This is a genomic window from Amycolatopsis sp. NPDC049868 (genome assembly GCF_044461365.1).
GTDB lineage: Bacteria > Actinomycetota > Actinomycetes > Mycobacteriales > Pseudonocardiaceae > Amycolatopsis.
Genome location: NZ_JBITKV010000019.1, coordinates 85725 through 101648 on the forward strand (window position 1 = coordinate 85725; position 15924 = coordinate 101648).

The window sequence follows — 15924 nt, forward strand, 5'->3', positions numbered from 1 at the left end:
CGGCCGGAGCGCGCTCTTTGGCTCACTCGGGTGCCACGAGTCAGGACCACGAATGGCCTCCTTCGTGCCTCATTCGGCCGGCTCTCCGACGGTCACGTCGCCCAGCGCCGTCAGCTTCGGTGCGAGGACATCGGCGTCGCCGACGACGACCCCGGTGAACCGCTTGGGCGCGAAGAACTCCAGCGCGGCGTTCGCCACGTCTCCGGCGGTGACCGCGGCGAGGCGCTCCGGATGCCCGGCGAGCCATTCGACGCCCAGCCCCGTCGCGGCGAGCGCGGACAGCTGCGCGGCCAGGCCCCCTTGCGACGACGCGGCCGTGACCAGCGAACCGATCGCGTACTGGCGCACCGACTCGACCTCTTCGGCGGTCGGCGGCACGAGACCGAGCCTGGCCAGCTCGTACCGCGTCTCCATGAGCGCGGCGGCGGTCGCGTCGGTCGCGGTGTCCGCGTCGACGTTCACCACGGCGGTCTGGTCGGTGAACTCGAATCCGGAGTGCGCGCTGTAGGTGTAACCCTTGTCCTCACGGATGTTCTCGACCAGCCGCGAGGAGAAGTACCCGCCGTAGACGAGGTTCGCCAGCTGCAGCGCCGGGTACCGCGGATCCGTGCGCGACACGGTCTGCGCGGACAGCCGGATCTGCGACTGCACGGCACCGGCCCGCGGCACCAGCAGGACATTGCCGCCGACGAGGTCGGGCAGTGCGGGCAGGCGGACGGCGGAACGGTCCGAAACCCAGCCGCCGAACGCCTTCTCCAGGTCGCCGATGACGGTCTCGGGGTCGATGTCGCCGACGATCACCAGCACGGATCCCCGCGGCAGCACCGAAGCCCGGTGCAACGCGCGGACCTGGTCCGGCGTCACGACGGCCACGTCTTCGGCCTGCGGAACCTCGCGCACCGCGGGGTGGTCGCCGTAGCGGTGCTTCTGCAGCGCCTCACGGGCGATCGTCCTCGGCTGCGTGCGGGAGACGGCGATCCGCTCGATGAGCCGCTCGCGTTCCCGCTCGACCTCGGCGTCCGCGTACGACGCGCCGGTGAGCGCGTCGGCGAGGACGTCGAGCATCGTCGGCAGGCCGTCGGCCAGCGAGGTGCCGGTGATGACCAGGCGCTCCGGGTCGACGCCGGACGCGAGGTCGCCGCCGATCAGCGCCAGATCCGCGTCGATCTCGATGCGGTCGCGGCGGGCGGTGCCGGTCAGCAGGGTTTCGGCCAGCACCTCGGCGGTGGCCGGGTGCAGCTTGTCCTCACCGGCGAACGGGATCCAGACGCGCAGCTCGACCAGCGGCACGGTGGCCTTGCGGACGGCGAGCACCCGCAGCCCGTTGCCCAGCGTGGTGTCCACATGGGACAGATCGGCGGCGGCGCGTTGCGTCCCCAGCGACGGGACCGGACGCGGCCCGGCGGCCGTGCGGCCGATCTCCTCGGCGGTGCGGTGCGGTGCGCTCACTGCTCGGAACCTTCCTGATCGGAATCGGCCTGCTCGGAATCAGCGCTGCCGGGGCGGATGACGAGGACGGCGCGCGAGTCCGGCCGCAGCGCCTTCGCCGCCGCCGAAACGGCTTCCGCGGTGACCGCCGACATCTTCTCGGCGAGCCGGTACACCAGCGACGCGTCGCCGTAGAGCAGCTCGAACGAGCCGAGCGCCAGCGTGCGGGACACCAGCTTGTCGTGCTCGGAGTGCAGGCTCGCGGCCCAGCGCGCGGTGACCTTCTTGAGCTCCTGGTCCTCCGGCGGCGTGGCCGCCAGCTTCTCCAGCTCCTCGTCCAGCGCGGCGAGGACCTGGTCGGTGCTCACCTCGTGCGGGTGGATCGCGGTGATGGTGAACGTGTCCGGATCGCGCGCCTCGAACGGGCCGAACAGCCCGGCGCCCGCGCCGATGTCGACGACCAGCGGCTCGCGGTGCACCAGCCGCTGCTGCAGCCGGGAGCCGTCGCCGTCGGTCAGCACGCCGGCGAGCACGAGGTTCGCCAGGTAGCCGTCGAGGTCGTTGATCGGGTCCGGCATGCGGTAGCCGACGCCGACCGCGGGCAGCGGGGCGTGCGGGTCGACGTGCTCGCCGCGCAGTTCGCCCTCGGGGGCGGGCTCGGCGAACGACGGGCGCTCCGGCGCGGGCCGGTGCGGCACGTCGCCGAAGTGCTTCTCGACCAGCTCGCGGGCCTCCTCGACGGTGAAGTCACCGGCGACGGTCAGCACCGCGTTCGCGGGCGAGTAGTAGGTGTCGAAGAAGGCGGCGCAGTCGTCCAAGGTGGCCTGTTCGAGATCCTCGAAACCGCCGTAACCGTTGTGCGCGTTGGGGAACGTGGAGTACAGCACCGGCGGGAGCAGGATCCACGGGAACCCGCCGTACGGCCGGTTCAGCACGTTGAGGCGGATCTCCTCCTTGACCACGTCGATCTGGTTGGCCAGGTTCTCCTGCGTCAGCTTCGGCGCCCGCATCCTGTCCGCTTCGAGGAACAGGGCGCGCTCGAGAGCCGCGGCGGGGAGGACCTCGAAGTAGTCCGTGTAGTCCGGATGGGTGGAGCCGTTGAAGCTGCCACCACTCGACTGGACGTACCGGAAGTGCGCGAGCTTCTCCAGGCTCTCGCTCCCCTGGAACATCAAATGCTCGAAGAGGTGCGCGAAACCGGTGCGCCCTTCGGGCTCGGAACGGAAGCCCACGTCGTAGTGGACGCTGACACCCACCACCGGAGCGGTCGCGTCGGGCGCGAGCACCACACGCAGACCGTTGTCGAGGGTGAATCGGACAAGCTCGGGATCGGCCATGCGCACCACCCTACGGGCTACTCAGGCCTCCAGGCGACGACCCTGGCGGGTCGCGGCGAAGGTTCCCACTAGCGCGGCGGTGAAGTCGCTCACCCGCGCGATCGGGACTTCGCCGTCGTCTTCCCTGCCGTACCAGTAGATCTTGGGCGGCCCCTTGAGCCCGGCGAATCCGGCGACCCACTGTTCTTGTTCGCCGAGAGCGAGCGCGTACGGCAGCGCACGGGAAAGGAGCACCTCCCGTTCGAGCTTCGGGACGGCCGTCGCCTTGGTCGCCAGCAGCGCGTCGCGGACGCCGAGCAGCCGCCGGTGCAGTACGACACCGGCGCCGGTGCGCACCGGCAGCCACCGGGCGGCGACGGCGAGTACCGCGCCCGCGGCGATGACGATCAGCCCGAGCTGGGCGTAGCCGACGGTCAAGGCCAGCAGGACGGTGAGGAACAGACCGTAAAGGCAGATCCGCAGGCCGACGCGCGGCAGCCTGCCCGGGAGCCGCGAGTACCAGCGGCGCTCGACGACACTGTCGTCCAGCGCGGCCCGCACCGATTCGACGCCGATCCGCGCGGACTGGATCTCCGACAGCAGCACCGACTCGCTCTCGCCGGGCAGAAGGAGATCGAACACGGCGCGTTCGTAAGTGGTCAGCTGCTCGTCCGGCGAATTACGGCGGACGAGCCGCCAGGTGGTCAGCTCGCCGGGCTCCTCACTCACCCAGAGGTAGTTCCGGACCGCGAGGTCGACGACCGTGGCGGCCAGGTCGACGGCGTCGGCGCGGCCCGAGAGCACGGTCCCGACCTGTCCGGGAAGCACGCCGTCGGGTGACGAGAACGCGGCCTGGTCGTCCTTCCCGGTGAGCAGCCGGACCGGGAGCGCGTCGCCCGGGTGCCTGTCCCGCCTCCGCAGCAGGGCCAGCCCGGCAGCGGCCGCGACCAGCACGAGCGCGAAGCCGCCCCATGCCCAGCCGACCGGGGCGGTGAGCACGAACGCCCCGGCGAAGGTCTTCGACGGCTCCAGGCGCGCGTTCGCCGGGACGGTGCCGCCGGGCAGTTCGACCGAGATCTCCATCCGCTGCCCCGGCGCGAGGTTCTGCTGGCCGAACCGGGTCAGCCCGGAATGCGCGATCTGGGCTGTCGTGCAGTGCGCGCGTGATCCCTCGGGCCCGGCGTAACAGGTGACCGCGTTCGGGATGGACGGAGCGGCGAAGCTCGCGCGTACCAGTTCGAGCCGGGCGTCCCAGCCGCCCGCGAGCTGCCAGCTCACCCTGGTCAAGCCGTCGGCTTCGGCGACCGCACCGTCCACTGTGTACCGGACGATCGAGGTGCCGCCCTTGAGCTTGACGGTGAACTCTTCTTCGGTCAGCTCGGCGTTGCCCGCCCCCTCGATGACGACGTCACGGATGCCGATGATCCGGTCGCGGTCGCGCGGGGCGGCCGTGCGGAGCGGGATCCGGCGGGTCATTGTCGCCTCGCTCGGCACGGACACCGCTTCGACGACCGTGAGGGCGCCGTCGCGTTCCACCTTGAGCGAGATCTCCGCGCTGTTCGGGAGTGAGGGCAGTTGCGGTTCGCTCTGCGCTCCCGCCGGCGCCGCACCCAGCACCAGCAGGAGACCGACCAGCAAGCAGATCTTCACGTCAGGCGGGGACCGGTTCCGGGCGAAGCGAGCGCAGATGCCCGGATTCGGCGAGCAGACCGTCCAAAGCGGACAGGAACGACGGCAGATGCGCGGCGAACCGGCGCAGATCCCGATCGCCTTCGAGCCCGCCGAACCAGTACAGCCCGGCCGAACCGTCCGCCGACGGGTCGAGCCCCTCGAACGTCCGTAGCCAATGCTCGGTGTCGCCGAGCACGATGGCGTACGGCAGCGACCGGGAGAACACCATTTCCCGGTCCCCCAGCGGAATGTCGGCGACCTTGACGGTGTGCAGGTATTCGAGCAGCCCGCGTACCTGGCCGACCAGACGCCTGCCGCGCGAAGTGCGCGGCGGCACCCACGAGGCACCCAGCAGCGTCGCGATCCCGGCGAGCGCGACCGCGACACCGAGCAGCGCGTGGCCTGCTGTGAAGGTCAGGACGACCGTGGCCACGAGTCCGAGCGCGATCAGCCCGATACCCGCCCACGTGGGTTTGCCCTTGCCCTTGTCCGGGCGCCGCGAGAACCAGCCCCTGCGCACGACGTCGGCGTACATCGCCTCGCCCGCGACACGGAGATCGACGGTGCCGCGGCCGCGGAGTTCCGACAGCAGCACGGAATCGGTGCCCTCGGGCAGGAGCGCCGTGTAGATCTCGCGCTCGAAGGCGGCGAGGTGCTCGTCCGGCGCGTTGCGACGCGCGATCTGCCAATCGACCGTGCCGGCGCCGCGGACTTCGGCGATCCACAGGTAGTTGCGGACCGCGAGGTCGACCACCGTCCCGCTGACGTCCACGACGTCGACCGTCTCGTCGACGACCGTCCCGACCTGTCCGGGCAGGACACCGTCCGGCGAGGCGAAGGACACCCGATCGCCTTCCCGCATGAGGACGTCGACCGGGCCGGTGCCCGCGGCGAGCGCGCCCCGGTCACGACGGCGCAGCAGCCAGACGGCGAGCGCGCCGAGGATCAGGAACAGGGCCAGCGCCCCGAATCCGATACCGGCGACGGTGGTGAGGGCGAAGGCGCCACCGACCGAGGCGAGCTGCTCGAAGCGCGCGTTCGCGGGCACCGTGCCCGCCGGGAGCTGCACGGCGAGGTCGACCCGTTCGCCCGGCGCGAGCTTGTCCTGCTCGATGCGGACGACGCCGCTGTGGTCGGTCTCCGCGAGCGAACACTGCCGGTCCGAACCGAGCGGCCCGGCGAAACAGTCCACTGTGGGCGTTTCGCGCGTCGGCGCGCTGAACGACGCGGACACGCGGGACAGTTCGCCGTCCCAGCCGCTCGCGACCTGCCAGCGCACCTGCTGGGCGCCGTTGACGTCCGCGACCGCACCGTCCACTTTGTACTTGAGGGTGGACGCGCCGCCGTCGAAGGTGGCGACCAGCTGTTCGCCGTTCGGCTCCGCCTTGCCCGCGCCCTCGACCGAGACGTCACGGATCCCGTAGACGCGGTCCTGCTCTTCACCCGCGGGAACCTTCAACGGGATCCGGCGCACCAGATGCTGTCCACCCGGGACGGTCACCTGCTCGGTGATCGACAGCGAACCGTCGCGTTCCACCTTCACCGCGACATTCGCGGCCGCTCCGCTCGGTGGCTGGAGCAGCCCGAGCTGACCGCGCGCGCCGAGCGGCGGCGGCTTCGGCAGCTGTGGCGCGTTCGTCAGCGAAGGGCCCGCTCCGGGCGCCTCCGGAACGTTCGTATCCGACGGCGGGGCCATCAAGGCCGAGCTCGCCGCGACGGCCACGACCGCCGTCCCCCATTTCGTCAACACAGCCACACACTCTAGGGCAGCCGATCTATGCTGACCGCCGAAACGCCGAATCCGCCACCTGGGCGAACGGCGTTGCCGAACCGCATGGGGGATCCACTCGATGAACCAGCAGCCGCCCGGCCCGCCTGATCCGCGGCGCCGGCCGACTCCGCCACCGCCACGGCAGCCACCCCGGCCGCCGCAGGGCGGCCGTCCGCTCCCACCACAGGGCGGCCGTCCGCTCCCGCCGCCGGGAGCGCGTCCGCTTCCGCCGCGCGGAGGCCCGCCGATGCCACCGCCGAACCGGCCGGGCCCCGTCCCGCCCGGTCGTCCGCCGGTTTCCCGGCCGACGCCGGTCCCGCCGCCGTTCCGGCCGGGTCCGCCGAGCGGTGGCATGCCGCTGCCCCCGCCGGGCGCGGCACCGCTTCCGCCGCCGCAGATCGGTGCGCCGGTCCCGTTCCGGCCCGGTGCCGCCGGCCCGCCTCAGCTTCCATACGGTCCGCGTTTCGCCCAGCCCGCTTTCGCGCCCTACGGGGGATATCAAGCCAAGAAGTCGAACGGCGGGGTCATCGCGGCGGTCGCGATCGTGGCCGTGATGGCGGTCATGGGCGGGCTGCTCATGGTGATCACCATCGCGAACGGCAACTCGAAACACACGGCGGACGTCGGCTACTCGAGCTATTCGGAAACCTCCACTTCGGACTACACGACGACCACGTCCAGCGACACGGCGTCGTCGACGACGACGACCACCGATTCGCGTGATTCGACCGGCACACGTGAGACGTCGGCCGGCTCCACCCGGGAGACGTCCGCCAGCCGTGCCCCGTCCGGCCCGCAACCGCACCACAAACTGGCGGACAACCCGCTGTGGCTCGATTCCGAAGTCGGCCTGCCGAACCAGCCGTGCAACCTCTCGCGCTGGGCGAACAACCCGGACGCGGCGGCGGCCTTCTTCGAAAGCGCGCGGCCCTGCCTGGACAGCGTTTGGCAGCAGGTCATGAACTACTCGAAACTGCCGTTCCGGGTCCCGACCGTGAAGTACCCGTCCGGCAAGAACTGGTCGAGCCCGTGCGGTGACGCCAGCGGCGGCTCGGTGGCGGCGTTCTACTGCTCGCAGAACGAGACGCTGTACATGCCGTACGAAGGCCTTCAAGTGCCTCAGTACGGCAACCGGCCCGGGGTCTACCTGGCGGTCTTCGCCCACGAGTACGCGCATCACATCCAGGCGCTTTCGGGGATCTCGGAGGCCTATTGGGACGCACGGTACGAAGCGGGCACCGACTCGGCGGCGGGTCTGGAGATGTCGCGGCGCAACGAGCTTTCGGCGCAGTGTCTCTCCGGGACGTTCCTGGGCTCGACGGTGGGGCGCGGCGGCTCGGTCGATCAGACGATGTACCGCGACGCCTGGCAGACACAGGACCGCGGCGACCACAACGGCGGCCCGCGCGACCACGGCTCCGACGCGCACGCGGCCTCGTGGTGGCAGCACGGCGCGCAGAAGAACCGGATGTTCCAGTGCAATACGTGGGCGGCGAAGTCGGCCGACGTTTCCTGACCCGCGCTGGGGTTTTCGACTGTCAGCCTGGAGGTGCGAAGGGGTTCTCCGGAGCCGGTTCCGGGGGTGTCTCCGGCTGGGCGACCGGTGCGGGTGCTTGCGGATAAGGCTGCGGATAGGACTGTCCGGCAGGCGGCCCGTACTGGACCGCGGGCTGCAACTTCGCCTGATCCCGCCGCCGTCGCTCGGCCAGCACCGCCGACAGGTACGCCCAGGACGGCACCCCCGGTGGCACCGGAGCCCCGATCTCCGCCGCGACCTGCTGCGCAAGCCCGTACCCGAGCGCTTCGGCCGCCTCCGGGCGAAGCTCACTCGTGCGGCTCAGGTACTGGCGGACGGCCAGCGCGAGATCGTTCGGCAGCCGGGTCAGGTCCAGCTGCGAAGCCCAGTACGCCAGCTGCGGCGGCATCCCGACGTACGGCGTCCGCGACGCGGGCATGCGTTCCCGGATCACCAGCGTGCCCGCCAGGTAGTCGCCGACACGGCGGCCGTTGGGCGACAGCAGCGACGTGACCACCGCCACGACGCCGAGCATGCCCAGCGCCCAGAAGTCGACGAAGAAGCCGGCGAGCCCGCGGACCAGCGCGTGCCGGAACCGCACCGGGCCGCCGTCGGTGCGGACCACCCGCAGGCCGAGCGCCATCTTCCCGAGCGTGCGGCCGCGGCTCAGTGTCTCGAAGATCACCGGGTAGCCGACCATGATCAGCACGACGGTCACCAGGAACAGGGTCAGCGCCAGCGCCTCGTCACCGAACACGGCGACCTGGCTCAAAACCAGCATCGCGACGAACAGGGCGATCAGCTGGAGGGCGACGTCGACCATCATGGCGAGCCCGCGGCTGGCCAGTTTCGCCGCGCGCACGTCCAGGACGACGGCCTCGCCGGTGACGAGTTCGGACTCTTGTTCCACCTGGCAAGCGTAGTGACGAATAGGCTGGGCGACCAAGGACGATCGCCGGGAGGGCTCCGAGTTGGACGTGGACGTGTTCGTCGCCGCGCACCAGGCCGAATGGAACCGGCTGCGTGACCTCGTCGGCCGCGCCGGGAAACTCAGCGGCCCGGACGCCGACGAGCTGGTGACGCTGTACCAGCGCGTCGCGACGCATCTTTCGATCATCCGCTCGGTCGCGCCCGACCCGGTGCTCGTCGCGCAGCTGTCCGGTCTGGTCGCGAAGGCGCGCTCGGCCGTCACGGGTTCGCACAGCCCCGCGTGGCGCGAGGTCGGCCTCTTCTTCACCCATCGGTTCCCGGCGGCGCTGTACCTGAGCCGGCGCTGGTGGCTGGCGTCGGCGGCGGCGTCGATCGCGGTGATGGCGATCGCGGCGGTGTGGATCGCCGGAGACCCGCAGGTGCTCGCGTCGCTGGCCTCGCCAGAGGAGTTCAAGGAACTGACCGCGCCGGGTGGGAAGTACGAGACGTACTACTCGTCCGATCCCGCGGGTTCCTTCGCCGCGCGCGTCTGGACCAACAACGCGTGGGTGGCCGCGACCTGCCTGTTCCTCGGCGTGGTGCTGGGCGTCCCGGTGATCTACGCGCTCTGGGCGAACTCCCTGAACCTCGCGATCGGCGCGGCGCTGATGTCCTCGGCCGGGCGGCTCGACGTGTTCTTCGGGCTGATCCTGCCCCACGGCCTGCTGGAGCTGACCGCGGTGTTCGTCGCGGCCGGGACGGGGCTGAAACTCGGCTGGACGGTCATCGACCCGGGACGCCGCTCCCGGACGGCGGCGCTCGGCGAACAGGGACGATCGGTCGTGGTGATGGCGCTGGGGCTGACCGTCGTACTGCTGATCTCCGGCGTGATCGAGGGTTTCGTGACCCCGTCGGGCCTGCCGACCTGGGCCCGGATCGGAATCGGAGTAATCGCCGAGGTCGCGTTCTTACTTTACGTGTTCGTCGTCGGGCGCCGCGCCGCGAAAACGGGCGAAGTGGGTGATGTCGACTGGCGATACGCTGGAGATTCTCGACCGGAAGCGGGCTGACCTGGGAAGTCGTGAGTGGCGATTCGGGTTGGAGCCGTCCCTGTCTTAGGTACCTATTGCTGATGCACGGGTGGCGGTGTCGCGTGACTGGATGGACGACACACGTGATCAGACGGACGACACGCGTGTCGTCCGTCTGATCACGTGTGTCGTCCTCTCAAACACGCACAACCGCCGAAACGGCACAGGTGCCCCTTCAGCAGGTGCAACTGCCCTCGAACGTGATGCTGTTCCCGTCCTCCAGGCTCGCGCTGCCCGTGAACCGGATCTCGAACTCGCCCGGTTCGGTCAGGACGATCTTCGGGCTCGTCGCCGAACCGTCGGCGCCGGTCTTGGCCGTCGCCGTCTCGGCGCCGCCTTCGAAGACCAGCACGTTCTTCGGCCGTGCCGCGCGGACGAAGAAGTTCACCGGCACGTCGGCCGCGGGCTGGCCGTTCTCCCCGATCACGCGCACCACGAACGGCTGGCCGGGCGTCTTCGTGGACAGCCGCTGCCCGTTCCCCGACAGGATCGCGAGCGTCCGTACCCCGGCCGCCCAGGTGTTGGACAGTCCTGGCAGGGAACAGACCTCCTGGTACAGACGTGCTCCGACGGTCGGCGCCTCCGCGGTCAGGCAGCGCGCGGTCGCCACGTTCGCCAGCAGCACCAGCCCGGGCAGCCCGGCGTTGCGGCGCCACTGCTGGTGCCGGTCCTTGCCGTCGCACGCCGCGAGTTTGACGCCCACCCCGTCGACGGGGCTGATCGCCGCCAGGCACTGTCCACTCGCGACATGCTTGTACGACAGCGCCGCCTTGTCGTACACCCATTGCGCGTTGGCGTCCTTCGCGTCGGAGAGGGCGAGCTTGCCGTCGGCCGCGGCCAAGGAGACGGTCCCGCCCCCGTCGGCGAGGTGGACGGGTGCCCCGGCGGGCTGTGCGGAAGCGGGTGACACGAGCAGCACCGCCGGAAGCACCGCGAAGAACAGCACGAGCTTGCGCAAACCTGGCCCCAATCCCGTCGGTCCGGATCTCCTTCCGAGCTAACCGCCCGCGCCCCCGGCCGCCAACCAGCACCACTCCATCGGGTTCAGTTGAGCGACGTCACAGCCGTCCGGCCGCCTTCAGCGCGAGATACCGGTCCGCCAGTCGCGGCGGCAGCTCCTCGGGTACGGCGTCGACGACCTCGACCCCGTGCCGCGCCAGCCGCGCGGTGACCTGGCGCCGTTCGGCCAGCACGCGCTCGGCCGCCGCCGCGTCGTAGACGGCCTCCGCGTCGCCACGGCCCGCCGCCATCTCGGCGACCCGGGGGTCCGCCACCGAAGCGATCATCAGCTGGTGCCGGGAGGTCAGCTTCGACAGCACCGGGAACAGGCCTTCTTCCAGCGGCGCCGCGTCCAGCCCGGTCAGGAGGACGACCAGCGCGCGCCGCCGGGTCCGCCGCAGCACCTCCGCGACCATTCCCCGCGCGTCGGTCTCGACCAGCGACGGTTCGAGCGGCGCCATCGCGTTCACCAAGGCGGGCAACAGATCCGCCGATCCCTGGACCGCCGCGTGGACCTGCCGGTCGTAAGCGAGAAGGTCGACGCGGTCACCCGCCCGCGCGGCGAGCACGGCCAGCAGGAGGGCCGCGTCCATCGCCGCGTCGAGGCGCGGCGCGTCCCCGACCCGGCCCGCCGAAACGCGGCCGGTGTCGAGCACCAGCACCACGTGCCGGTCGCGTTCCGGACGCCAGGTCCGCACCATGACGTCGGACGCGCGCGCCGAAGCCCGCCAGTCGATCGACCGGACGTCGTCGCCGATCACGTATTCGCGCAGCGAATCGAATTCCGTGCCCTGGCCCCGGATCAGCACCGCGTTGCGGCCGTCGAGCTGCTGCAGCCGCGCCAGCCGCGACGGCAGATGCTTGCGGCTGTGGAACGGCGGCAGCACCCGCACGGTCCACGGCACGTCGTGCGAACCCTGCCGGGCGGCGAGCCCCAGCGGCCCGGTCGACCGGACGGTGACCCTGACCGCCGTCCGGTCACCGCGACGGGTCGGCAGGAGCCGCGTGGTCACGACACGGCGTTCACCCGCGGGCAGCGTCAGGCGATGCCGGTCGTCCGCGCCGGCGCTGGGCGGCCAGGCGTCGCGAAGCCACGCGCGCACCGGGCGGCCGCCGGGGTTGGCCACGGTCAGCGTGACCTCGCACTCCTCCCCCAGCCGCACGGACGTCGCGCCGGACCGCGCGAACTGAAGCCGGCGCACGCTCCCGGCGAGCAGGAGATCCAGCGCCACCAACAGAAGCAGTACCGCCGCGGCGAGCCCGATCCCGGCCCAGGAGGGCAGCAGGAAACCGACCACCGGCGCCGCGAGGAGCGCCAGCAGCCCGAGCCGCCCGGTGACGGCCATCAGCGCGGAACGGGCACGGACGCGAGGACGCGGTCCAGCACGCCGTCGGCGGTCGCGCCTTCGAGTTCGGCCTCCGGCCGCAGGTCGAGGCGGTGCCGCAAAGACGGCCGTGCCAAGGCTTTGACGTCGTCCGGGGTGGCGTAGTCCCGGCCCGCGAGCCACGCCCACGCCCGGGTCGCCGCCAGCAGCGCGGTCGCGCCACGCGGGGAGACGCCGAGCCGCACGGACGGCATCGACCGCGTCGCCCGGCAGACGTCGACGATGTAGGCGAGCACCTCGGGGCGCACGGTGACCCCGGCGACGGCGCGCCGCGCGGCGTCGAGCTGGGCGATCCCGGCGACCGGCGTGACCCCGGCCGCGCCGAGGTCACGCGGGTCGAAACCCTGCGCGTGCCGGGAAAGGATGCCGAATTCGTCCTCGCGGGACGGCATCGGCATGGTCAGCTTCAGCAGGAACCGGTCCAGCTGCGCCTCGGGCAACGGGTACGTGCCTTCGTATTCGACCGGGTTCTGCGTCGCGATGACGATGAACGGGTCGGGCAGCGGCCGCGTCTTGCCGTCGCTGGAGACCTGTCGCTCTTCCATCGCCTCCAGCAGCGAAGACTGCGTTTTCGGCGGGGTGCGGTTGATCTCGTCGGCCAGCAGCAGGTTCGTGAACACCGGGCCCTCGCGGAAGGAGAACTCGCCGCTGTGCGCGTCGTAGACGATCGAACCGGTGATGTCGCCCGGCATGAGGTCGGGTGTGAACTGCACCCGGGTCGTCTCCAGGTCCAGCGCGGCCGCCAACGCCCGCACCAGCAACGTCTTCGCCACCCCGGGCACGCCTTCGAGCAGCACGTGTCCCCGGCACAGCAACGCGATGATGAGCCCGGTGACGGCCGCGTCGTTGCCCACCACGGCCTTTCCGACCTCGGCGCGCAGGGCGATCAGCGCCGCCCGGGCATCGGCCGCACCGTCCATACTGGACTGCTCGCTACTCAAGACCGCTCCACCTCTCGTTCCACGACATCGAGTCCGTCCGCCAGCCGCACCAGCGCGGCGTCGTCCGCGGGCGGGTCCCCGTACAACAGCGCGCCGATCTCGGCGGGCGCCCGGCCGGTCCGCGCGGCGACGGACTCCACCAATGCGGCCGGTTCGGCGTCACGGGTGAGCCCCAGCAACGGCCGGAGCCGGGCGCGGGCCGCCTCACGCAAGGTCTCCCCGGCGTGCGCGGCGGCCTTCGCCTTGCGATACAACCGAGCCCGTCCCTCGGTGGCCTCGGCCGCGCGGACCACGACCGGGATCGGCTCGGTCACCACCGGGCCCAACCGCCGCGAGCGCCACAGTGCCAGCAGTACCACCGCGACCCCGGCCTGCAACGCCGCGTACGACCAGCCTGCCGGGATCAGTTCGGACAGCGGCTTCTTCGCGGTCTCCAGCGACGGGTCGGTGGCCGTCGGCAGGTACCAGACGAGCCGCTCGTGCTTACCGAGCACCCGCATCGCCAGCGCCGCGTTGCCCTCGTCGGCCAGCCACTCGTTGGTCAGCGGGGCCGGGGTGCCGAGCACGGTCACCGTCCCTTGTGGACCGGGGACTTCGAGATACGAACCGCCGTAGCAGTCCAGCGCCCGTGGCTGCGTGGCGGAATACTTCAGGCCGCCCATCGTCGCGCTCCCCGCCGCGACGGGATCCGCGGCCTCGCACTCGGGCGCGCGGGTCTCGGTCTCGACCTGGCCGCTTACCCGCACCCCGGGAAGGACTTCCTCGACCGTGCCGGAGCCCGGCTGCACCAGCACGACGTGCTCGGCGCTCTGCCGGATCTCCGCGAAGGCGCTCTTGGGCACGTACTCGGGCTTGGTGATCAAGACCGTCGCGTCCCTCGCGACGCCCTTGGCCTCGGCGGCGGTGCGCACGATCGGGATCTTGACGCCTTCCCGTTCCAGCAAGGTCGCCAGCGCGCGGCCGCCGCCGGGCTCGTAGGAACCCGGTTCGAGCGCGCCGGTGGTCTGCTCGCCCCGGAAGAGCACGAGCAGCGTGCCGGTCAGCACGATCAGGAGGACGACCGCGAGCGGGAGCCGCACCCCGCGCCAGATCCGGCGGGCGTCGGGCGAAACCGAGGTCATCCGGCCGCCAAGGCGACGGGCCTGGCACGACGGCAACGTTCGTCCAAATCGGACAGTGACCGATAGCCGTCCGCCGTGGCCGGGATACCGCCGTAGTGGACGTCGTCGAACAACCGGGCGCCGGCGCGCAGGGGCACGGCGAGGTCGGGAAGCAGCCGTCCGGCTTCGATGGCGGCCTCGTCGGCGGTCCGCCCGGACTTCTCGTCCAGCAGCGCCCGTTCCTCCAAGGACCGCACCACGGCACGGAACCGCTCACGGACGGCGTCGTCGAAGTCGCCTCGCGACGCGGCTTCCTCGGCCGCCTTGCGGTGTTCGCCGGAGGCCTTGCGCTGCCCCGCGAACACGGCTCGCCCGCTTTTGGCCGACGTCGCCAAGGGCCCGGACTTCAACCGGATCACCACGACCAGCACGATCAGCACGACGGCCAGCAGCACCACGGCGAAGATCCCGCCGGGCACGACACCGTCGACCGTTTCGAGGAAGCCCAGCAGTTTCTCGACCACCCAGCTGAACGCCTCGGACAGCCAGCTCGGCCTCGCGGCCTGATAGGCCTGTCCCGAAAGCTCCTCGGCGGCGCGCAGCCGGGCGGTGTCCCGGTCGATGTCGACCGGGACTTCAGCGAGGAAGCGCGTCACCATGCCTGAGGCGGGGGCGGCGTCTGGATCCCGGCCGCACGGGCCAGCTCGATGTCCATCCCCTCACGGCGCATCCGCTGGTCGATGTAGAGGATCACGGTGACCAGCGCGCTGAACGGGCCGACGATCGTCTGCGCAATCACCGTGCCCACCGACTGCAGGATCAGGTCACCGGTCGACGGGATGTACACCTGGTCCAGATTGCCGAAGATGGACAGGAAGGCGCTGAAGCTGAACGGAATCGTGATGATCGACGCCAGGAACGACGAGATCACGTACGCCAGCAACAGGATTCCGAAGACCCGCCAGAACATGCCCGAGACCAGCTTCACCGACCGGCGGAACGCCTCCATCACGGTGCCGCGTTCGAGGATGAACGCCGGGCTGGCCAGCGCCCAGAAGGTGTAGGGGATGATCGCGGGAAGCAGGCAGAAGATCGCCCCGACCAGGATCGCCAGCGTGTAGAGCACGGTCAGCCCGAGCAGCGGCAGAAGCCGCGGCGCCGCCTCCTTCGCGGCCTCTTTGAACGTGACCGGTTTGCCCAGGACGGCCTTGCCCATCAGGACGGTCAGGAATCCGGTCAGGACGGTCGTCCCGAGCAGGGTGGCGACAAGGGTGATGAACGACGTCGCCAGCGTCCCGCCCAGGATGCCGAGCATCTGGTTCATCAGTTCCTGATCGGTGGCCGCCGGGCCGAGATCGCGGATCTGTTCGAGGTCGGCGGTGGTGTCGACCAGCAGCAGCCCGACCAGGTTGATGGCCGCGGTGAACACGGCGGTGACCGCGGCCGCACCGAAGACCATCCGCCAGTACTTGCGCATGGCCGTGACCGCGCCGTCGAGGATGTCGGTCAGGTTCAGCGGGCGCAGCGGGATGACGCCGGGCCTGCCGAGGCCGACCTTCCAGTTCGGGTACTGCTGCTGCGGCGGGGGCTGGTACGACGGCAGCGGAGGCGGCGGCGTCGCCCCGGAGGGTGACTGCCACTGCTGTGCCGGCGGCACTTCCCCCTGCGGCGGCGTCGGTGTGTCCGCCTGCGGCCGTGTTGGTTCCCCCGCCTGCGGCTTCGGCGTCTCAGTGCCTTCCGGCCCGGACGGTCCGCCGGTCTCCGTCATGCGACAGCCCCTTACCCGTTCACGTTGCT

The 15924-nt window shown here is 71.2% G+C and carries 13 protein-coding genes; 2 read left to right on the forward strand and 11 right to left on the reverse strand.

What is annotated here, in order from left to right:
• Positions 1-69 precede the first annotated feature (69 nt).
• Genes ACIBTM_RS42465 through ACIBTM_RS42480 form a run of 4 tightly spaced genes read right to left on the reverse strand, consistent with a single transcriptional unit; the run spans position 70 to position 6165 of the window.
• Complete coding sequence (locus tag ACIBTM_RS42465; RefSeq protein ID WP_395882797.1) at positions 70-1449, reverse strand: M16 family metallopeptidase; 1380 nt, start codon at positions 1447-1449, stop codon at positions 70-72.
• Positions 1446-2765, reverse strand: coding sequence for a M16 family metallopeptidase (locus tag ACIBTM_RS42470; protein ID WP_395882798.1), 1320 nt, complete (start codon positions 2763-2765; stop codon positions 1446-1448). Before ACIBTM_RS42470 ends, ACIBTM_RS42465 begins: the two co-directional genes overlap by 4 nt.
• A 21-nt stretch (positions 2766-2786) precedes the next feature.
• Positions 2787-4394, reverse strand: coding sequence for a DUF2207 family protein (locus ACIBTM_RS42475; protein WP_395882799.1), 1608 nt, complete (start codon positions 4392-4394; stop codon positions 2787-2789).
• Position 4395: 1 nt separating this feature from the next.
• Positions 4396-6165, reverse strand: coding sequence for a DUF2207 domain-containing protein (locus tag ACIBTM_RS42480; RefSeq protein ID WP_395882866.1), 1770 nt, complete (start codon positions 6163-6165; stop codon positions 4396-4398).
• A 268-nt stretch (positions 6166-6433) separates the two neighbouring features.
• Between ACIBTM_RS42480 and ACIBTM_RS42485 the strand changes: the two genes are divergently transcribed.
• A complete protein-coding gene (locus ACIBTM_RS42485; RefSeq protein ID WP_395882800.1) occupies positions 6434-7702 on the forward strand; it encodes a neutral zinc metallopeptidase in 1269 nt (422 codons plus the stop codon).
• Between the two features lie 22 nt (positions 7703-7724).
• Here ACIBTM_RS42485 and ACIBTM_RS42490 read toward each other — a convergent pair whose 3' ends face one another.
• The gene (locus tag ACIBTM_RS42490; protein ID WP_395882801.1) at positions 7725-8612 is read right to left on the reverse strand and encodes an RDD family protein; all 888 of its coding nucleotides are present in this window, start codon (positions 8610-8612) and stop codon (positions 7725-7727) included.
• A 61-nt stretch (positions 8613-8673) separates the two neighbouring features.
• Between ACIBTM_RS42490 and ACIBTM_RS42495 the strand changes: the two genes are divergently transcribed.
• Complete coding sequence (locus ACIBTM_RS42495; RefSeq protein WP_395882802.1) at positions 8674-9681, forward strand: stage II sporulation protein M; 1008 nt, start codon at positions 8674-8676, stop codon at positions 9679-9681.
• A gap of 196 nt (positions 9682-9877) precedes the next feature.
• Here the strand turns inward: ACIBTM_RS42495 and ACIBTM_RS42500 are convergent, their stop codons facing one another.
• The 6 genes from ACIBTM_RS42500 to ACIBTM_RS42525 form a co-directional block, all read right to left on the reverse strand.
• Positions 9878-10660, reverse strand: coding sequence for a hypothetical protein (locus tag ACIBTM_RS42500; protein WP_395882803.1), 783 nt, complete (start codon positions 10658-10660; stop codon positions 9878-9880).
• Between the two features lie 100 nt (positions 10661-10760).
• On the reverse strand, positions 10761-12047 hold the full coding sequence (locus ACIBTM_RS42505) for a DUF58 domain-containing protein (protein ID WP_395882804.1): 1287 nt from the start codon (positions 12045-12047) through the stop codon (positions 10761-10763).
• Complete coding sequence (locus ACIBTM_RS42510) at positions 12047-13006, reverse strand: MoxR family ATPase (protein WP_083715427.1); 960 nt, start codon at positions 13004-13006, stop codon at positions 12047-12049. Before ACIBTM_RS42510 ends, ACIBTM_RS42505 begins: the two co-directional genes overlap by 1 nt.
• Positions 13007-13023: 17 nt before the next feature.
• Entirely contained in the window at positions 13024-14148 is a 1125-nt protein-coding gene (locus ACIBTM_RS42515) for a DUF4350 domain-containing protein (protein WP_395882805.1), read from the reverse strand.
• Positions 14145-14786, reverse strand: a complete 642-nt coding sequence (locus ACIBTM_RS42520) for a DUF4129 domain-containing protein (protein ID WP_395882806.1) — start codon at positions 14784-14786, stop codon at positions 14145-14147. Before ACIBTM_RS42520 ends, ACIBTM_RS42515 begins: the two co-directional genes overlap by 4 nt.
• Positions 14780-15895 (reverse strand): hypothetical protein, encoded by a 1116-nt coding sequence (locus ACIBTM_RS42525; protein WP_395882807.1) that lies wholly within the window; start codon positions 15893-15895, stop codon positions 14780-14782. Before ACIBTM_RS42525 ends, ACIBTM_RS42520 begins: the two co-directional genes overlap by 7 nt.
• Between the last annotated feature and the right edge of the window lie 29 nt (positions 15896-15924).